Here is a 17,523-nt window from a genome sequence, read left to right on the forward strand (position 1 = left end):
AGAGGCCCCCATGACCGTCGTCCCCATCACGTCCGCCGACCTGGACGCCGTCGAGGTCTCGTGGTTCTCGGCGCTCTGCTCGGACGACTACCAGTTCCTGGGCGTGCCCGACGGTGCGCTGCGGTCGAGCTGGGCGCATTGCTCGTCGATCCTGAAAGAGGCCGAAGCCCAGGGCTTCCGCAACATCCTATGTCCGTCCTCGTACCAGGTCGGGCAGGACACGCTGAGCTTCGTTGCCGGCGGCGCAGCCATCACGGACCGGATCAACATGCTGGCCGCCATCCGCTGCGGCGAGATGCAGCCGATCATGCTGGCGCGCACGGTGGCCACGCTGGACCACATGCTGGAAGGACGGCTGACGCTGAACGTGATCTCGTCGGACTTCCCGGGCGAGAAAGCCGAAAGCGCCTATCGCTACCAACGCTCGCGCGAGGTGGTCGAGATCCTCAAGCAGGCCTGGACCCAAGACGAAATCAACTTCAGCGGAGAAGTCTATGATTTCAAGGGTATTTCCACCGATCCCGCGAAGCCCTACCAGACCGGCGGGCCGCTGCTTTATTTCGGCGGCTATTCGCCCCCCGCGCTGGACCTGTGCGGCGAGCACTGCGATGTCTACCTCATGTGGCCCGAGCCCAAGGAGCAGATCGCCGAACGCATGAAAGCCGTCAACGAAGTCGCTGAGAAATATGACAGAACGCTGGATTATGGCCTGCGTGTCCACGTCATCGTGCGCGACACCGAGGCCGAGGCGAAGGAATACGCCGAGCACCTGGTCAGCCAGCTCGACGACGAGTACGGCACGCTGATCCGTGACCGCGCCCATGACAGCACGTCGCTGGGCGTCAGCCACCAAGCCCGCGCGCGCGAGCTGGCCGACCAGTTCGGGTATGTCGAGCCGCACCTCTGGACAGGCATCGGGCGGGCCCGCTCGGGCTGCGGCGCGGCGCTGGTCGGCAGCACGGACCAGGTGCTGTCGGAAATCGAAGCTTACAAAAAAATGGGAATCCGGGCTTTCATCTTCTCGGGCTACCCGCATCTTGATGAGTGCAAGTCGGCGGGCCAGCGTCTCCTGCCGAACCTGGAAACCTGTTCCCTGCCGGAGGCCTATGGCCGTGTGCCGCAGGGGATGCCGCAGACCCCTCTCGGGGCAGGAGAACGCCGCTGATGCAACGTGTCGAGCTTGGAAATGATGTCAGCCTCAGCCGCATCCTGTACGGGATGTGGCGGCTGACCGACGACGACACCGCGCCGGAGCATATCCGCGACAAGATCGAGGCCTGCCTGGACCAGGGCATCACCACCATGGACCAGGCCGACATCTACGGCGGCTACATGGCGGAAGAGGCGCTGGGGGCCGCGCTGACGCCGGAGCTGCGCAAGCGCATCGAGATCGTCACCAAATGCGACATCGTCGCGCCGGCCGGCCGCCACGCCAAGGCGCGGGTGAAGCACTACGACACCAGCCGCGCCCATATCGAGGCGTCGGTCGAACAGTCGCTGAAGCTGATGGGTATCGACGAGATCGACCTGCTGCTGATCCACCGCCCCGACCCCTTCATGGATCACCACGAGACCGGCGCGGTTCTGGACGAGCTGGTGGCCTCGGGCAAGGTCCGCGCCGTGGGCGTTTCGAACTTCAGGCGCCATGACTGGACGCTGCTGCAATCGGCCATGAAGACCAAGCTGGTCGCCAACCAGATCGAGATGTCGCTGGCCGAGATCGCGCCCTTCACCAACGGCGACCTGGCCCTCATCCAGGAATTCGGCGCCGCGCCCATGGCGTGGTCGCCCCTTGGCGGCGGCGAGCTGATGACCGGCAAGGGCGGCCACACCAAGCTGCGCACCCGGCTGAGCGAGTATTCCCAGCGCGAAGGCTGCGACATGGCGGCCGTGGCCGTGGCCTGGCTGATGGCGCACCCGGCGGGCATCCTTCCGGTGATGGGCACCAACAACATCAAGCGCATCAAGACGCTGGCCAAGGCCGCCGACGTGAGCCTCAGCCGCGAGGACTGGTTCGACCTCTACACCTGCGCCCTGGGCCGCGAGGTGGCGTGACCGTGGCGCCGCCCGAGCCTTTCCAGCGCGCCGACCTGGGCGACGCGCGCGCCCTGCGACAGGCCTTGGGGCGGTTCGCCACCGGTGTGACCGTGGTGACCACCGATGCCGAGACCGGTCCGCTGGGCATTACTGCGAACAGCTTTTCATCTGTCTCGCTGGACCCGCCGCTGGTGCTGTGGTCGCCCGCCAAGGCCTCGCGCCGCTTCGGCCCGTTCACCGAATGCGATGCTTTCGCGATCCACGTCCTTGGGGATTCCCAGTCCGAACTGGCGAAGAATTTCGTCACCGAGGGCGATATCTTCGACCGTCTGGATTGGTCGCGCGCCGAGGACGGAACGCCCCTGATCGAGGGCTGCCTCGCGCGGTTCTATTGCCGGATGCACGCGATTCACGACGCGGGCGATCACGCGATCGTCGTCGGCCGGGTCGCAGGCGCGACCTATCGCGAGGGTGCGCCACTGGTCTTTTCAGGCGGCCAATTCGGGCTGTTCAGCGGTCTGGATTGACGCCAGACTGAGGCACGGGACGACCCCGGATCAACCGGGGCGTCCATAAAGGGAGGATCGGCGCATGCGCGTCCTGAAGGGCCTTTTGTGGCCTTTCCAGACATGGAACGACTTGGTGCTGCCCGTCGGGCGCATCGTCGCCATCATTGCGATCGCCCTGATGGTGGTGGCGATCCTGGTGCAGGTCTTTTTCCGCTACGTCCTCAACAACGCCCTGCCTTGGCCGGACGAGGCCGCGCGCTTCATGATGCTGTGGATGACCGGCCTGATGGCGCCCATGGCCTATCGCCGGGGCGGGTTTGTGGCCATCGACACGCTGCCCATGATGCTGCCGCGTGCAGCGGCCGCCGCGCTGTCCATCGCGCTGCTGCTGATCGCGGGCATCGTGCTGGCGGTGGCCGTGCGCATCGGCTGGTCCGAGGTCACGGGCTTCGGCGGCCGGTTCGCCACCGCGTCCCTGTACCTGCCCCTGCCCGACGGCTGGTTTCGCATCCCGCGCAGCTGGATGATGGCAAGCCTTCTGGTGGGTGTCGTGCTGCTGCTGATCGTGAATATCGAGCTGATCCTGCGCAGCATCCTGCGGCTGTTGGGGGCGCGGGACCTGAAGGATCTTGCCCCCGCCGAAGAAGAGATCATGGCGGAATGACATGCTGATCTGGTTCCTGCCCGTCTTCCTGGTGTTCCTGGTCATCGGCCTGCCGGTCTTCTTCGGGCTGCTGGCCGCGCCCGGAATCCTGCTTTGGCTCAACGGGCAGGAACGCGATATCACGCTGCTTTACCGCAATGTCTATAACGGGATGGACAGCTTCCCGCTGATGGCGATCCCGTTTTTCATGCTGGCGGGAGAGCTGATGAACAAGGGCGGCATCACCGAGCGGCTGGTCGAATTCAGCCAGGCGCTGATGGGCCACCTGCGGGGCGGGCTGGCGCATGTGAACGTTCTGTCGTCGATGCTGTTCGCCGGACTGTCTGGCTCGGCCGTCGCCGATACCTCGGCGCTGGGCTCGATGCTGATACCGGCGATGGAGAAGCAGGGCTATACCCGCAAGTTCGCCGCAGCCATCACGGCCGCAAGCTCGGTCATCGGGCCGATCATCCCGCCCTCGGGCATCATGATCATCTACGCCTACGTGATGGGCGAATCCGTGGCCGCGCTGTTCCTCGCCGGGATCGTGCCGGGCGCCCTTGTGGGCATCGGGCTGATGCTGGTCATCAAGGTGATGGCCGACAAGTACGACTTCCCCGTCGCGGGCCGCAAGACGACCTGGGGCGAGCGCGGGCAAGCCAGCCTCAAGGCGTTCTTCCCGCTGATGACGCCGGTCATCATCATGGGCGGCATCCTCGCGGGCGTGTTCACCCCGACCGAGGCCGCCGCCATCGCCGTGGCCTACGCGCTGTTCATCGGGCTTTTCGTGCTGCGGACGCTGAAATTCAGCGAGATCCCCGAGGTGCTGAGCCGCGCGGCGACGACCTCGGCGGTGGTGCTGCTGCTGGTGGGCGCGGCCATGGCGTTCAAGACCGTCGTGTCCCTGTCACACGCGCCGGAGATCATGGCGGACTATATCCTGTCGCTGTCGGAAAACCCGCTGATGCTGCTGTTCCTGATCAACCTGCTGCTGTTCGCGGTGGGCATGTTCCTGGACGCCGGACCGGCCATCATCATACTCGGGCCGATCTTGGGGCCGATCTTCGTCGACCTGGGCGTCGATCCCATCCACTTCGCCATCATCATGTCGGTGAACCTGACCGTGGGCCTCGCCACGCCGCCCATGGGGCTGGTGCTGTTCGTCGCCTCGTCGGTCTCGGGCGAACGGGTCGAGGCGATTTCCAAGGCGATCCTGCCGTTCCTGGCCGTCGAGATCCTGGTGATCTTCCTCATCACCTACGTCCCCGGCATTTCCATGACGATCCCGCGCCTGACGGGCTTCGCGAACTGAACTCAACAAGGGAGAGAAAGAATGTTGAAACACCTGACCACCGCCGCGATCTCCGCGGCCCTGCTTGGCGGCACGGCCATCGCCGCCTACGCCCAGGACACCATCACCCTGCGCGCCACCGCGAACTCGAACGAGAACGACGAGGACTATGACGGCCTGGTCGTCTTCAAGAACTTCGTCGAGCAGGCCAGCAACGGCGCCATCGAAGTCGAGATGTTCATCGGCACCCAGCTCTGCTCGAACGGGGCGGAATGCATGCAGGGCGTCGCCGACGGCTCCATCGACATCTACGTGTCGACCTCGGGCGGCACCTCGGGCATCTTCCCCTTCGTGCAGGTGCTGGACCTGCCCTACCTGATGGCGAACGACCGCGTGGCCGAGGGCGTGCTGGAATCCGGCACCGAGTTCGTGACCACCATGCAGGACATGGTCGAGGAGACGTCGGGCGGCGCGATCAAGCTGATGACCATCGGCAACACCGGCGGCTGGCGCAACTTCGCCAACACCCAGCGCCGGGTCGAGACGCCCGCCGACCTGGAAGGGCTGAAGATCCGGACCGTCGTGGCCGACCTGCCGCAGGAGCTGGTCCGCGCGCTGGGGGCCTCGCCCACCCCGATCCCGTGGCCCGAGCTGTTCACCTCGTTCCAGACGGGCGTTGTCGAAGGCTCGAAGAACGGCATCACCGACATCATGGGCATGAAGTTCCCCGATGCGGGCCTGCAATACCTGACGCTGGACGGCCACGCCTACATGGGCGCCCTGTGGTTCATGAACGGCGAGCGGTTCAACGGCATGTCGGACGAGCAGAAGCGCGTCATCGTGGATGGCTTCTACCAGCTGCAACAGGCGACCTTCGCCTCGCCCAAGCGCAAGTCCATCGAAGCCTACCAGGCGTTCCAGGACGGCGGCGGTGATCTCTACGTGCCGACCCCGGACCAGAAGGCCATGTTCGCCGAGGCCGCCCAGCCGGTCTACGAGTGGTTCCAGCAGAACGTGGACGGCGGCGAAGCAGTCTACAACGCCATGACCGCCACCGTGGAAGAGGTCGAGGCCGAGATCGAAGCCCAGCGCGAGGCGACGATCCAGTAAATCGCGATCCCCGTTGATCGCGACGCCGCCGACCCTTGTGGGTTCGGCGGCGTCTTTCTTTTGCTGTCCTGCATACTAGCCAAGCGGCCCGGGCGCGGTGGCCGTGCCGTCCTACCCCGAATCGCTCAGGGTGCTGCGCCGGTCCTCGATCCAGCGGATCGCGACGAGGCCCAGCGCCAGCGCCAGCACGGCCGCCGCGATCCCCATGAGGAAGCTGCCGGTCGCGTTGTCGACCTCGAGCACGATGAGCTTGCGCACCACCGCCAGCATGCCGATCGTGATGACGGTGCGAAGCTGCCCGAAACCGTGGTCGCCCAACACCATCTGCCGGATCGAATGCGCGAGCTCCACCGCGATGACCGCGGCCAGGACCCGGTCGAACAACGTCTGGAATTGCACGTAATCCAGCTCGGCATTCTCGGCCAGCGTGACGCCGATGACCGTGCGCAGGAAAGAATACACCGCCAGCAAAACGACCATCATCATGCCGATCAGGATGACGCCCGAGACCAGTCTCTCGAACCAGCCATACGCCCGGAGGACGGGACTTCTGCTTTCTTCGGCGCCCTTGTCGGCCATGGAGGTATCGCTCTCCCTTCGGCAGGCCACCTAGGGCGCGATGGCCTCGGGGCGAGCCGACGCTTGCGCCCGCCCGGCCCAAAACATACACACGCGCGGAATGTCAGGAAGGGGGCGCCATGTCGGTGCTGGTGATGAAATTCGGCGGCACGTCGGTCGCGACGCTGGATCGGATCAAGCGCGCGGCCAAGCGCGTGGGGCGCGAGGTGGCGAACGGCCACGACGTGATCGTCATCGTGTCGGCCATGTCGGGCAAGACGAACGAGCTTGTCGGCTGGGTCGGCGAGACCTCGCCGCTGTTCGACGCGCGCGAATACGACGCCGTGGTCAGCTCGGGCGAGAACGTGACCGCGGGCCTCATGGCGCTGACCCTGCAGGAAATGGATATCCCCGCGCGCAGCTGGCAGGGCTGGCAGGTGCCGCTCAAGACCAACGGCGCCCATGGCGCGGCCCGGATCGAGGAGATCCCGACCGACAACCTGAATGCCAAGTTCGGCCAGGGCATGCGCGTGGCCGTGGTCGCGGGCTTCCAGGGGATCAGCCCCGAGGGCCGCATCACCACGCTGGGGCGCGGCGGCTCGGACACCACCGCCGTGGCCTTCGCCGCCGCCTTCGAAGCGGTGCGCTGCGACATCTACACCGACGTGGACGGGGTCTATACCACCGACCCGCGGATCACGTCGAAGGCCCGCAAGCTCGACCGGATCGCCTTCGAGGAGATGCTGGAACTGGCGAGCCTCGGCGCCAAGGTGCTGCAAACCCGCTCGGTCGAGCTGGCGATGCGCTACAAGGTCAAGCTCAGGGTGCTGAGCTCGTTCGACGAATACGATGAAACCGCCGGAACGCTGGTCTGCGAAGAGGACGAAGTCATGGAAAACAACGTGGTTGCCGGTGTCGCCTATTCCCGCGACGAGGCGAAGATGACGCTGATCAGCGTGGCCGACCGCCCCGGCATCGCCGCCGCGATCTTCGGACCGCTGGCCGAGGCCGGCGTGAACGTCGACATGATCGTGCAGAACATCAGCGAGGAAGGCCGCACCGACATGACCTTCTCGTGCCCCGTCGACCAGGTGAAACGGGCCGAGCAGGCCATGGCCCAGGCCAAGGAGCGGGGCGAGATCGCCTACCACGACCTGGTGGCCGATACCGAGGTCGCGAAGGTCTCGGTGGTGGGCATCGGCATGCGCAGCCACGCCGGTGTCGCCGCGCGCATGTTCAAGTCGCTGCGCGACGAGAACGTGAACATCAAGGTCATCACCACGTCCGAGATCAAGATCAGCGTGCTGATCGACCGGAAATACATGGAGCTGGCCGTGCAGGCGCTGCACGACACGTTCGAGCTGGAAAAGGCGGGCTGACGCGCCCCTAGCCGCGCAGCATCCGCCGCCCGAATACGACCAGCACGAACACCGTCAGCGCCGCGGCGATCAGGCCCAGCGCGACCGCCCGGCGCACGAGGCCCGAAAGCGGCCCGAGGATGTCGGCCTCGGGCAGATAGATCATCACCGTCCAAGGCGTCCGCTCGAGCGGCAGACGCTGGACGGCGCCGCGCCAGGTCTCGCCGCCCGCCTGAAATCGCGCCAGGCGGATTTCGCCGGGGAACAGGTCGTCGATGCCCCCCTCGATGCTGTCCGCGGCCCGCGCGAGGATGGGGTCATTCCCGTCCGCCAGAGTCGCAAGGCGCAAACTATCGCCTTGGGCGGGGACCAGCAGGTCGGGATCGCGATGGGCGATGATCGTGCCGTCCTGCGCCACGATCGCCGCCGCGCCCCGGGCGCTGATATCGAGCGTCTCCAGAAAGGCCGACAGCGCGTCGATCTCGATATCCACGCCGACCACGCCCCGAAACTCGCCGTTGATGCCCCCCGTCACGGGCGCCGAGACGGTGATACCGGGTCGGCGCGAAGTGAAGAAGACATAGGGCGCGGTCCAGGCCACGCCGCCCTGCCGCGCGGCCGCCACGTACCACGGCCGTGTCCGCGGATCGTAGTCGTCGTCGGGGTCCGTCCGGGGGTCGCTGGGCACGAAGCGCGCGTCGACGCCGACCAGCGTCACCTCGCGGACGGGCCGGGTCATGACCTGTTTCACGGTGAAGGGTGCCGTGGCAGGATCCTCGTCGCGCGACACGAAGGTGAAGCTGCCATCGGGCCGCCCCAGGTAAAGCCCGGAAAAATCGCTGCGCGTCTGCAGGATCTCGAAGAAATACCGCGCCAGCCGGTCCCGGTCAGCGGTCGCCAGCACCTGCGAGCGCGCGAGCCTGCGCGTCAGCAGGGCGGCGTCGGCGGCCGGGGTCAGGAACTCGGTGGTGAACGCCGTGGTGTCACGGGCGATCCGCTGCGTCAGCCGGTCGGCATAGCTTAGGATGATCCCCTGCCCCGTGACGTAGCTCAGCCCCAGCACGCCGAACACCGCCGCCAATTGCAGCAGCACCAGCAACGCAATTGCGCGTTTCATCATCGGACCACCCCTTCCGTTGCAACAGCATTGACCGCCACGGCACGAATTACCAAGCCCCCCCTCCCCAAGGGGGGGCAGAGCCGCTATAGATACGCGGCAATTTCAGAAGAGATGCGGCTCCGATGGCACAAACGACCGAAAGCGAAAGCCGCAAGCTGCTGGGCCGCCTTCGCGATGCCCTGGCCGAGGACAGCGCGGGCCAGGCGCGGCTTGACCGCATCGTTCAGCTGATCGCCGCCTCGATGGAGACCGAGGTCTGCTCGATCTACCTGTTCCGCGATGCCGACACGCTTGAACTGTGCGCCACCGAGGGCCTGAAGCCCGAGGCGGTGCACAAGACCCGGATGCGGCTGGGCGAGGGTCTTGTGGGCCGTGTCGCGCGGCAGGCCAAGGCGATCAACACCGCCGACGCCCCCGCCACCAAGGGGTTCCGCTATATGCCCGAAACGGGGGAAGAGGCGTATTCGTCCTTCCTCGGCATCCCGATCCAGCGGCTGGGTGAAACGCTGGGCGTGCTGGTCGTGCAGTCGCGCGAGGCGCGGCAATATTCCGACGACGAGGTCTACGCGCTGGAAGTCGTGGCCATGGTCCTGGCCGAGATGACCGAGCTGGGTGCCTTCACCGGCGAGGGTGCCGCGCTTTCGGCCCGCCACCAGCATCCCGTCATGATCCGCGGCGGCGTGGGGCAGGAAGGCACGGCCGAGGGCAACGTCTGGCTGCACGAGCCGCGCGTGGTCGTCACCAACCCCATCGCCGAGGACCCCGACCGCGAGACCGAGCGCCTGACCACCGCCGTGGAAGAGCTGCGCGCCAAGGTCGACGAGATGCTGACCGCGTCCGCCATGAGCGACAAGGAACAGCGCGCCGTGCTGGAAACCTATCGCATGTTCGCCCATTCGCGCGGCTGGATGCAGCGCATGTGCGAGGACATCAAGCTGGGCCTGTCGGCCGAAGCCGCGGTCGAGAAGGAACAATCCGCCGCCCGCGCCCGGCTGCAGAACGCGCCCGACGCCTACATGCGCGAACGCATGTCCGACCTCGACGACCTGTCGCGTCGGCTGCTGCGGATCCTGACGGGCCAGGGGCGCGAGACCGGGGCCGAGATGCCGCCGAAGCCCATCCTTGTGGCGCGGAACATCGGCCCGGGCGAGCTTCTGGATTACGGGCGCAGCCTGCGCGGCATCGTGCTGGAACAGGGGTCGGTCGGCAGCCACGCCGCCGTGGTGGCCCGCGCGCTGGCGATCCCGCTGATCATCCGCGCCGATCACATCACGACCGAGGCGCTGAACGGCGACCCGATCCTCCTGGATGGCGAGCAGGGCATCGTGCACCTGCGCCCCGAGGACACCATCCTGTCCGCCTTCCGCGACAAGATGGCGATGCAGGCCAAGGCCCAGGAACGGTATGCCGACCTGCGCGACAAGCCCGCGACGACGCTGTGCGGCGCCACGATTGGCCTGACGATGAACGCGGGGCTGATGGCTGACCTGCCCAGCCTCGAGAACTCGGGCGCCGAGGGGGTAGGCCTGTTCCGGACCGAGCTGCAGTTCCTCGCCCGTTCCAACGTGCCGCGCCGGGGCGATCTCGCCGCGCTCTATTCGCGGGTGCTGGACGCGGCGCATGGCAAGCCGGTGACGTTCCGCACGCTCGACATCGGGTCGGACAAGGTTCTGCCCTACATGAAGCGCCCCGAGGAGCCGAACCCGGCGCTGGGATGGCGGGCGATCCGGGTGGGGCTGGACAAGAAGGGCATCATGCGGATGCAGCTTCAGGCGCTGATCCGCGCCGCGAACGGCCGCCCGCTGCGCGTGATGTTCCCCTTTATCGCCCAGTTCGACGAGTTCCGCGAAGCGCGACAGCATCTGCTCGACGAGATCGAGCGCGAGCGTAAGCTGGGCCACGTCCTGCCCGAACAGCTCGAGATCGGCGCCATGCTCGAAACCCCAAGCCTGGTGTTCGCGCCGCGCCAGTTTTTCGAGATGGCCGATTTCATCTCGATCGGCGGCAACGACCTGAAGCAGTTCTTCTTCGCCGCCGACCGCGAGAATGAACGCGTGCGGCGCCGCTATGACACGCTGAACGTCAGCTTCCTGACACTCATCGAAACCGTCGCGAACCGTTGCGCCGAGGCCGACACACCCGTCAGCTTCTGTGGCGAGGATGCGGGCCGCCCGGTCGAGGCGCTGTGTTTCGCGGCCATGGGCCTGCGGTCGCTGTCCATGCGACCGGCCTCGATCGGCCCGGTCAAGCACCTGCTGCGCCGCGTGGACCTGAACGACGCGCGGGCCGTGATCGACGAGGCCCGAGAAAGCGGCGCGCAGTCGGTCCGCCCGGCCGTGACCGAGTGGCTGAGCAAGGCGCTGGCCCAGGGCTGAGCGCACTTTTGGTGGTGACGCAGCAAGTGGCCAACGCCGGGCGGTAGGTATTTATGGAAAGATGAAGCTGGCTCTCCGGGCAAGATCGCCCGGCGGCCGTCAGACGATCATGCGCGGCGGATCGACCAGCAGGCGGAATTCGCGCAGCAGCACATCGACCGGGACATCGGCATCGCGGGCCAGCGCGCGCAGCCCGAAATAGACCCGCGCCATGTCCTGGTAATAGCTGGTGAAAGCATAGTTCGTGGCGGCGCCCGCCACCGCGCCGATCACCGGGACGGTCTGCGCCGCCAGTTTCTGGCCCAGCACCAGCGCCAGCCGCGGCGCGACGCGGGCGATGATGCCGTGGATCGCCGCGCCGGTCAGCGTCACGCGTGCCGAGAGGAACGCCATGTCGGTGCCGTCGTCGCGCGAGAGCGGCCCGGCGGCCGAGAAGATCTGCAGGCAATGCGCCCGCACGGTGGGATCGTCGGTATCGAAACCCAGATCGGCCGCGATACCCTGGATCGCGCGCAACAGCACCGTGGTCGTCACCGGCAGTTCGGCCAGCGCGGTGGGCAGCCCGCCCGCGCCCCCGGCCGCGCCCATGGCCGTGGTGGTCGCGGTATTCAGCCAGTCGGGCCTGTCGGACAGCCGCGTGCGCGATACGCTGGCCGCGTCGAACGCGGTTTCCAGCGCGCGCTTGGTGGCCCGGTCCAGTTGACCGCGCACCGATTGCGGCAGCTTCTCGATTAGGTCCTCGGCCTGCCCGCCCACGAGGCTCAGCACCTGCATGCCCACGTTGTCGGCCGCCTTGAAGCGGCGCGCCAGCACGGCGAGCGCGGCCTCGGTCTCGGGCGACAGGGTGTCGGTCTGGGCGGGCGGCTTGCGGTCGGTCTGGTCCATCGCTGAAAGATGGGGGCAGAACGCGCCCGCGACAAGATGGCTCAGACCGGGCGGGTGACCGGACCGGTGACGCCTTCCCAGCCACCCGGCACTAGGTCGCAGCCCAGCACCCGGTCGGGGTTTGTGGGCGGCGGCATCTCGACCCCGTCCAGCCGGTCGAAGCCGAACCGGCCGTAATAGGGCGCATCGCCCACCAGCATCAGGCGAGAGGCCCCCATGGCGCGGGCCCGCGCGATCACCTCGCGGATCAGCTGCGCGCCAACGCCCTCGCCCTGCCGAGTGGGGTGCACCGCCACGGGGCCCAGAAGCAGCGCGTCATGCGCGTCGCCCACGCGGACCGGCCAGACGCGGATGGCGCCGCCGAGGATGCCGCCCTCGTCGCGGATCACCAGGCACAGGGGGGCCACCGGCGGGACGCCGTCGCGCAGCCGATAGGATGACAAGGCCGTGCGCCCTGGCGCGAAGCTCAGGTCGAACAGCGCCTCGACCTCCCACACATCCGTTGGTTTTTCCTCGCTCAGACCGTGCAGTGGCTTCGCCCCATCTTCCCCGTGGGCAGCGCGTAGCACGGTGCTAAGTTCGGGGAAACAGCTTGAGAGGATCCCGATGTTCTACCGCCCCGCCGATGGCCATCCATTGCCCCACAACCCGTTCGGCGCGATCGTCACGCCACGGCCCATCGGCTGGATCTCGTCGCGGGACGATGACGGGAGGGACAACCTCGCCCCCTATTCCTTCTTCAACGCGGTCGCCTACACACCGCCGCAGGTGATGTTCGCCTCGACCTCGGCCAAGGAGGATCGCGGCGACACCAAGGACAGCGTCGCCAATATCCGCGAGACCCGTGTCTTCTGCGTGAACATCGTGCCCTACGACCTGCGCGACGCGATGAACGCGTCGTCGAGCGCCCTGCCCGCCGGCACCGACGAGTTCGCCCATGCGGGCCTGGAAAAAGAGGAGTGCGAGACGATCGATTGCGCCCGCGTCGCCGCTGCGCCGGCGGCGCTGGAATGCAAGCTGACCCAGATCGTGAAGCTTGAAGGGGCGCACAACTTCCTTGTCCTGGGCGAGGTGACCGGCATCCACCTGCGCGACGACTGCGTGAAGGATGGCCGCTTCGACGTGCTGTCGTTCAACCCGCTGTCGCGGATGGGCTACCGTGATTACACCGTCGTGCGAGAAGCGTTTGAATTGATGCGCCCGGACGACTAGGCTGATCTGGCAATTGATGGAGGGAGCCATGGACCTGACCGCCTGAGACCGATCAAAACGACCTCAGCAAGGACAGAGCCATGCAAGACACGCCTTCCCGCGCGTCCCTTCCGGACGCGACCGCAACCCATCCGATTACCCTGCCCGACGGCACGGCCCACCAGGGCACCGTGCACCTGTCGCGCGTCCTCGATCATCCGAATATCGTGGTTGGGGATTACACCTATGCCTCGGCCACGCCGCCGCCCGAGGATTGGGCCGCCTCCCTCGCCCCGTATCTCTACCCCGGGGCGCCCGACCGGCTGGTGATCGGGCGCTTCTGCCAGATCGCCGAGGGCACGCGGTTCATCACCGCCTCGGCCAACCACGCCACGCGGGGGATCAGCACCTACCCCTTCCCGGTCTTCGATCCCGCGACGCTGACCGGCTACAGCCCCGACCGCCGGGATATCGTGCTGGGCCACGATGTCTGGACCGGTTACGGCAGCCTAATCACGCCCGGCGCGCGGATCGGCAGCGGCGCGATCATCGGCGCGGGCAGCGTGGTGCGGGGCGAAATTCCGGCCTATGCCGTTGCGACCGGCAACCCGGCGCGGGTGGTGCGGATGCGCTTCGACGCGCCGACGGTGGCGCGGCTGCTGGATCTGGCGTGGTGGGATTGGCCCACCGAGCGGATCGCGCAGGCCGCGGGCGCGCTTCAGGCCGGTGACGTCGCCGCGCTGGCGCGGCTGGCGCCCTAGGCCTCACACCGGTCCGGCCATGGGTGCGTGGACGCGCCGGGGCAGTGAGCCGCCCCGGCGCGTCCACCGATCAAGCCACGAAACCCTAGTGACCCGCGCCCAGCTGGCCGGTGCGCACGCCGTAATCCACGGCCAGCGCGTAGTCGGGATCGTCCTCGCTGTCGGTCATCAACTGCCCGGCCTTCTTCAGTAGGTAATGGCAGTCGCGGCTCAGGTGGCGCAGTTCCAGCTTCTTGCCCGCCGCCTCGTACTTGGCGGCCACGGCCTCGATCGCGGTAAGGGCCGACTGGTCCGCCACGCGCGAATTGGCGAAGTCGACGATCACCAGCTTAGGGTCGGTCTCGGGGTCGAACAGCTCGGAAAAGCCTTCGGCCGAGCCGAAGAACAGCGGGCCGTCCACCGCGTAGACCTTGGCGCCCTCGGGCGTGACGTGGGTGCGCGCGCGGATGCGGCTGGCGTTCTGCCAGGCATAGGCCAGCGCCGACACGATCACGCCCACCACCACCGCGGTGGCAAGGTCGTAGGCCACGGTCACCGCCGTCACCAGCACGATGACGAAGGCATCCACGAACGGCACCTTGGTCAGGATCTTCAGCGAATTCCACGCGAAGGTGCCGATCACGACCATGAACATCACGCCCACCAGCGCGGCCAGCGGCACCAGCTCGATCACCGGCGCGGCGAACAGGATGAAGCACAGCAGGAACAGCGCGGCAGCGATACCCGACAGGCGCATCCGTCCGCCCGAGTTCACGTTGATCATCGACTGGCCGATCATGGCGCAGCCCCCCATGCCGCCGAAAAAGCCGGTCACGGTATTCGCCGCGCCCTGTGCCACGCACTCTTTCGACGCACCGCCCCGCTGGCCGGTGATTTCGCCCACCAGGTTCAACGTCAGGAGCGATTCGATCAGGCCGATGGCCGCGAGGATCACCGCGTAGGGCAGGATGATCTGAAACGTCTCGAGGGTCAGCGGAACGGCGGGGATGTGGAACGGCGGAAGACCGCCCTCGATCGAGGCCAGGTCGCCCACCAGCGGCGTGTCGAGCCCCAGCCCGATCACAACCACCGCCACGACGCCGATGCCGGCCAGCGGCGCCGGGATAATCGTCGTCAGCTTCGGCAGGCCCCAGATGATCGCCATGGTCAGCGCCACCAGCGCCAGCATCAGGTAAAGCCGCGGCCCCGACAGCCATTCGCCGCCGGACATGCCGTGGCCCGTGACTTCGGCGGTGCCCGGCACCTGGAACTGCGTCAGCTGCGCGAGGAAGATCACGATGGCCAGGCCGTTGACGAAGCCCAGCATCACCGGGTGCGGCACCAGGCGGATGAACTTGCCCCACCGCATCACGCCCACGAAGATCTGGATCAGACCCATCAGGACCACCGTGGCGAACAGATACTCGATCCCGTGCTGCGCCACGAGGCTGACCATCACCACGGCCAGCGCACCCGTCGCGCCCGAGATCATGCCGGGCCGTCCGCCCAGAACGGCGGTGATCAGCCCCACGATGAAGGCCGCGTAGAGCCCGACCAGCGGCGGCACGCCCGCGACGAAGGCGAAGGCCACCGCCTCGGGGACCAGCGCCAAAGCGACAGTCAGGCCCGAAAGGATCTCGGTCTTGATCTGACGCGGATCGGTCGCGCCGCGCGGCTTTTTCGGTGTGATGGCATCGCCGAGGGCGGCCATGAGAGAACCGGCCATGTCCTTCTCCTTCGATGTGCGTGGGGCACCGTGGTGCGCAAGGGGGGCCAAAGCACGGACGGGGCCGCACCGCAGCCCCGTCACATTGTTTGTTGCCGCTCACATAACACACGAGCGAAAAATCGCCAGCCCCCCGATCCGAACCCGGAGACCGTGACGCGCATACCCGCGTTGCAGGTCTCTCAAGCCGGCACCTGATAAGACGGCGCATGCCCCTTTCCATCCGGACAACCCGCGGGCATCCTGCCGCCGGCAGCAACGGGCACGGAGGCGCAGGACCATGGACAAGACCGTTATCGGGATCATCGGCGGATCGGGCGTCTACCAGATCGAGGGGCTGGAGGACGCGCGTTGGGTCGAGGTCGAAACGCCGTGGGGCGAACCGTCGGACAAGGTGCTGACCGGCACGCTGGACGGCGTTCCCATGGTCTTCCTGCCGCGCCACGGACGCGGCCACGTGCACTCGCCGACCACCGTCCCCTATCGTGCCAACATCGACGCGATGAAGCGGATGGGCGTCACCGACATCGTCAGCGTCTCGGCCTGCGGGTCCTTCCGCGAAGAGATGGCGCCCGGCGACTTCGTCATCGTCGACCAGTTCATCGACCGCACCTTCGCGCGCGAGAAATCGTTTTTCGGCACCGGTTGCGTCGCCCATGTGAGCGTGGCGCATCCCACTTGCCCGCGGCTCGGGAAGGCCTGCTTTGACGCCGCGAAGGTGCAGGGCGTGACCGTGCACGACGGCGGCACCTACCTGGCGATGGAGGGGCCGCAATTCTCCGCGGCCGCCGAATCGAAGATGTACCGAGAATCCTGGGGCGCCGACGTGATCGGGATGACCAACATGCCCGAGGCCAAGCTCGCCCGCGAGGCCGAGATCTGCTATGCCAGCGTGGCCATGATCACCGACTACGACAGCTGGCATCCGGACCATGGCTCGGTCGACATCTCGGACATCATCGCGACGCTGGGCGCCAATGCCGACGCGGCGCGCGGGCTGGTGGCGCGCCTGCCCGGCCTTCTCGGCGGCGCGCGTGCGCCTTGCCCCCATGGCTGCGACCGGGCGCTCGAATACGCGATCATGACCGCGCCCGATCACCGCCACCCCGACGTGGTGGCCAGGCTCGATGCCGTGGCCGGCCGCGTGCTCGGCAGCACTTAACACTTCCTTTACCTTGCTGGCGCAGGGTCCGGGTGGGTCCCCCAAAGACCGCGTTCCCCCACGGGACGGGGGCGCTGCACAGCCACACGGTGCAGCGTCCCACCCCCGGATCGCAGGCAGTGCGGATCGGCCCGCTCCCGCACCGCATGCAACCGTCGGGACAGGGCGTCCGACCCGGTCGGGTTTCCGACTCCGCCGTCGCCCGACAGCCCGTTTCCCCGCCGCCCAAAGGGTGCTAAGCCGCGCCCGACCGTTCCTTGCGTGTTGAAAGGATGCCCATGGCCCGGAAGACCCTGCGCGACTACATCCGCACGATCCCCGATTTCCCGCACGAGGGGATCATGTTCCGCGACGTGACGACATTGTTCGCCGATCCGCGCGGCTTTCGCATGTGTATCGACCAGCTGCTCCATCCCTTCGCCGATCAGCGGATCGACAAGGTCGTGGGCCTCGAGGCGCGCGGCTTCATCCTGGGCGGCGCCGTCGCGCACCAGCTGTCCGTGGGATTCGTGCCGATCCGCAAGAAGGGCAAGCTGCCCGCCGCGACGCTGTCGCAGGAGTACCAGCTGGAATACGGCTCGGCCACGATGGAGGTGCATGACGACGCCATCCTCGAGGGCGAGCGCATCCTGATCGTCGACGACCTGCTGGCCACCGGCGGCACGGCCGAGGCCGGCATCAAGCTGGTCGAACGGCTGGGCGGCGTGGTCACCGGCTGTGCCTTCATCGTGGACCTGCCCGACCTGGGCGGACGCAAGCGGCTGGAAGACATGGGCATGACGGTCGAGGCGCTCTGCGCTTTCGAGGGCGAGTAGACC

17 protein-coding genes are annotated in these 17,523 nt (G+C 67.3%); 12 read left to right on the top strand and 5 right to left on the bottom strand.

Annotated elements, in window-relative coordinates:
• The first annotated feature begins 10 nt into the window (after positions 1–10).
• The 6 genes from BMX96_RS10145 to BMX96_RS10170 all read left to right on the top strand — a co-directional run bounded on the left by BMX96_RS10145 (position 11) and on the right by BMX96_RS10170 (position 5,590).
• The gene (locus BMX96_RS10145; protein ID WP_091845390.1) at positions 11–1,165 is read left to right on the top strand and encodes an LLM class flavin-dependent oxidoreductase; all 1,155 of its coding nucleotides are present in this window, start codon (positions 11–13) and stop codon (positions 1,163–1,165) included.
• Positions 1,165–2,055 (top strand): aldo/keto reductase, encoded by an 891-nt coding sequence (locus BMX96_RS10150; RefSeq protein WP_091845391.1) that lies wholly within the window; start codon positions 1,165–1,167, stop codon positions 2,053–2,055. Before BMX96_RS10145 ends, BMX96_RS10150 begins: the two co-directional genes overlap by 1 nt.
• A complete protein-coding gene (locus tag BMX96_RS10155) occupies positions 2,052–2,564 on the top strand; it encodes a flavin reductase family protein (protein ID WP_236737028.1) in 513 nt (170 codons plus the stop codon). The genes BMX96_RS10150 and BMX96_RS10155 overlap by 4 nt, the downstream gene beginning before the upstream one ends.
• A 64-nt stretch (positions 2,565–2,628) precedes the next feature.
• Positions 2,629–3,210, top strand: coding sequence for a TRAP transporter small permease (locus BMX96_RS10160; RefSeq protein ID WP_091845392.1), 582 nt, complete (start codon positions 2,629–2,631; stop codon positions 3,208–3,210).
• 1 nt (position 3,211) lies between these two features.
• Positions 3,212–4,501 (top strand): TRAP transporter large permease, encoded by a 1,290-nt coding sequence (locus BMX96_RS10165; protein ID WP_091845393.1) that lies wholly within the window; start codon positions 3,212–3,214, stop codon positions 4,499–4,501.
• Between the two features lie 21 nt (positions 4,502–4,522).
• Positions 4,523–5,590, top strand: a complete 1,068-nt coding sequence (locus tag BMX96_RS10170; protein ID WP_091845394.1) for a TRAP transporter substrate-binding protein — start codon at positions 4,523–4,525, stop codon at positions 5,588–5,590.
• 111 nt (positions 5,591–5,701) lie between these two features.
• On the opposite strand, the gene BMX96_RS10175 is transcribed toward BMX96_RS10170, so the two are convergent.
• Entirely contained in the window at positions 5,702–6,169 is a 468-nt protein-coding gene (locus BMX96_RS10175; protein ID WP_091845395.1) for a phosphate-starvation-inducible PsiE family protein, read from the bottom strand.
• Between the two features lie 119 nt (positions 6,170–6,288).
• On the opposite strand from BMX96_RS10175, the gene BMX96_RS10180 reads away from it, so the two are divergent.
• On the top strand, positions 6,289–7,527 hold the full coding sequence (locus BMX96_RS10180; RefSeq protein WP_091845396.1) for an aspartate kinase: 1,239 nt from the start codon (positions 6,289–6,291) through the stop codon (positions 7,525–7,527).
• A gap of 7 nt (positions 7,528–7,534) precedes the next feature.
• Here the strand turns inward: BMX96_RS10180 and BMX96_RS10185 are convergent, their stop codons facing one another.
• Complete coding sequence (locus BMX96_RS10185) at positions 7,535–8,626, bottom strand: PDC sensor domain-containing protein (RefSeq protein ID WP_091845397.1); 1,092 nt, start codon at positions 8,624–8,626, stop codon at positions 7,535–7,537.
• A gap of 122 nt (positions 8,627–8,748) precedes the next feature.
• On the opposite strand from BMX96_RS10185, the gene ptsP reads away from it, so the two are divergent.
• Entirely contained in the window at positions 8,749–11,001 is a 2,253-nt protein-coding gene (gene ptsP / locus BMX96_RS10190; protein WP_091845398.1) for a phosphoenolpyruvate--protein phosphotransferase, read from the top strand.
• A 99-nt stretch (positions 11,002–11,100) separates the two neighbouring features.
• On the opposite strand, the gene BMX96_RS10195 is transcribed toward ptsP, so the two are convergent.
• Complete coding sequence (locus BMX96_RS10195) at positions 11,101–11,886, bottom strand: EcsC family protein (RefSeq protein ID WP_073128244.1); 786 nt, start codon at positions 11,884–11,886, stop codon at positions 11,101–11,103.
• A 41-nt stretch (positions 11,887–11,927) separates the two neighbouring features.
• Positions 11,928–12,416: a GNAT family N-acetyltransferase gene (locus BMX96_RS10200; protein WP_091845608.1), complete on the bottom strand. Its 489-nt coding sequence runs from the start codon at positions 12,414–12,416 to the stop codon at positions 11,928–11,930.
• A 76-nt stretch (positions 12,417–12,492) separates the two neighbouring features.
• Here BMX96_RS10200 and BMX96_RS10205 point away from each other — a divergent pair, with 76 nt between their 5' ends.
• The gene (locus tag BMX96_RS10205) at positions 12,493–13,098 is read left to right on the top strand and encodes a flavin reductase family protein (RefSeq protein ID WP_091845399.1); all 606 of its coding nucleotides are present in this window, start codon (positions 12,493–12,495) and stop codon (positions 13,096–13,098) included.
• An 80-nt stretch (positions 13,099–13,178) separates the two neighbouring features.
• Entirely contained in the window at positions 13,179–13,838 is a 660-nt protein-coding gene (locus tag BMX96_RS10210) for a CatB-related O-acetyltransferase (protein ID WP_091845400.1), read from the top strand.
• Between the two features lie 85 nt (positions 13,839–13,923).
• Here BMX96_RS10210 and BMX96_RS10215 read toward each other — a convergent pair whose 3' ends face one another.
• Positions 13,924–15,543, bottom strand: a complete 1,620-nt coding sequence (locus BMX96_RS10215; RefSeq protein ID WP_091845401.1) for a SulP family inorganic anion transporter — start codon at positions 15,541–15,543, stop codon at positions 13,924–13,926.
• 280 nt (positions 15,544–15,823) lie between these two features.
• Between BMX96_RS10215 and BMX96_RS10220 the strand changes: the two genes are divergently transcribed.
• Entirely contained in the window at positions 15,824–16,705 is an 882-nt protein-coding gene (locus BMX96_RS10220; protein WP_091845402.1) for an S-methyl-5'-thioadenosine phosphorylase, read from the top strand.
• 278 nt (positions 16,706–16,983) lie between these two features.
• Positions 16,984–17,520, top strand: a complete 537-nt coding sequence (locus BMX96_RS10225) for an adenine phosphoribosyltransferase (RefSeq protein ID WP_091845403.1) — start codon at positions 16,984–16,986, stop codon at positions 17,518–17,520.
• Positions 17,521–17,523 lie beyond the last annotated feature (3 nt).

The sequence above is a fragment of the Palleronia pelagia genome, assembly GCF_900110115.1.
Taxonomy (GTDB): Bacteria; Pseudomonadota; Alphaproteobacteria; order Rhodobacterales; family Rhodobacteraceae; genus Palleronia; species Palleronia pelagia.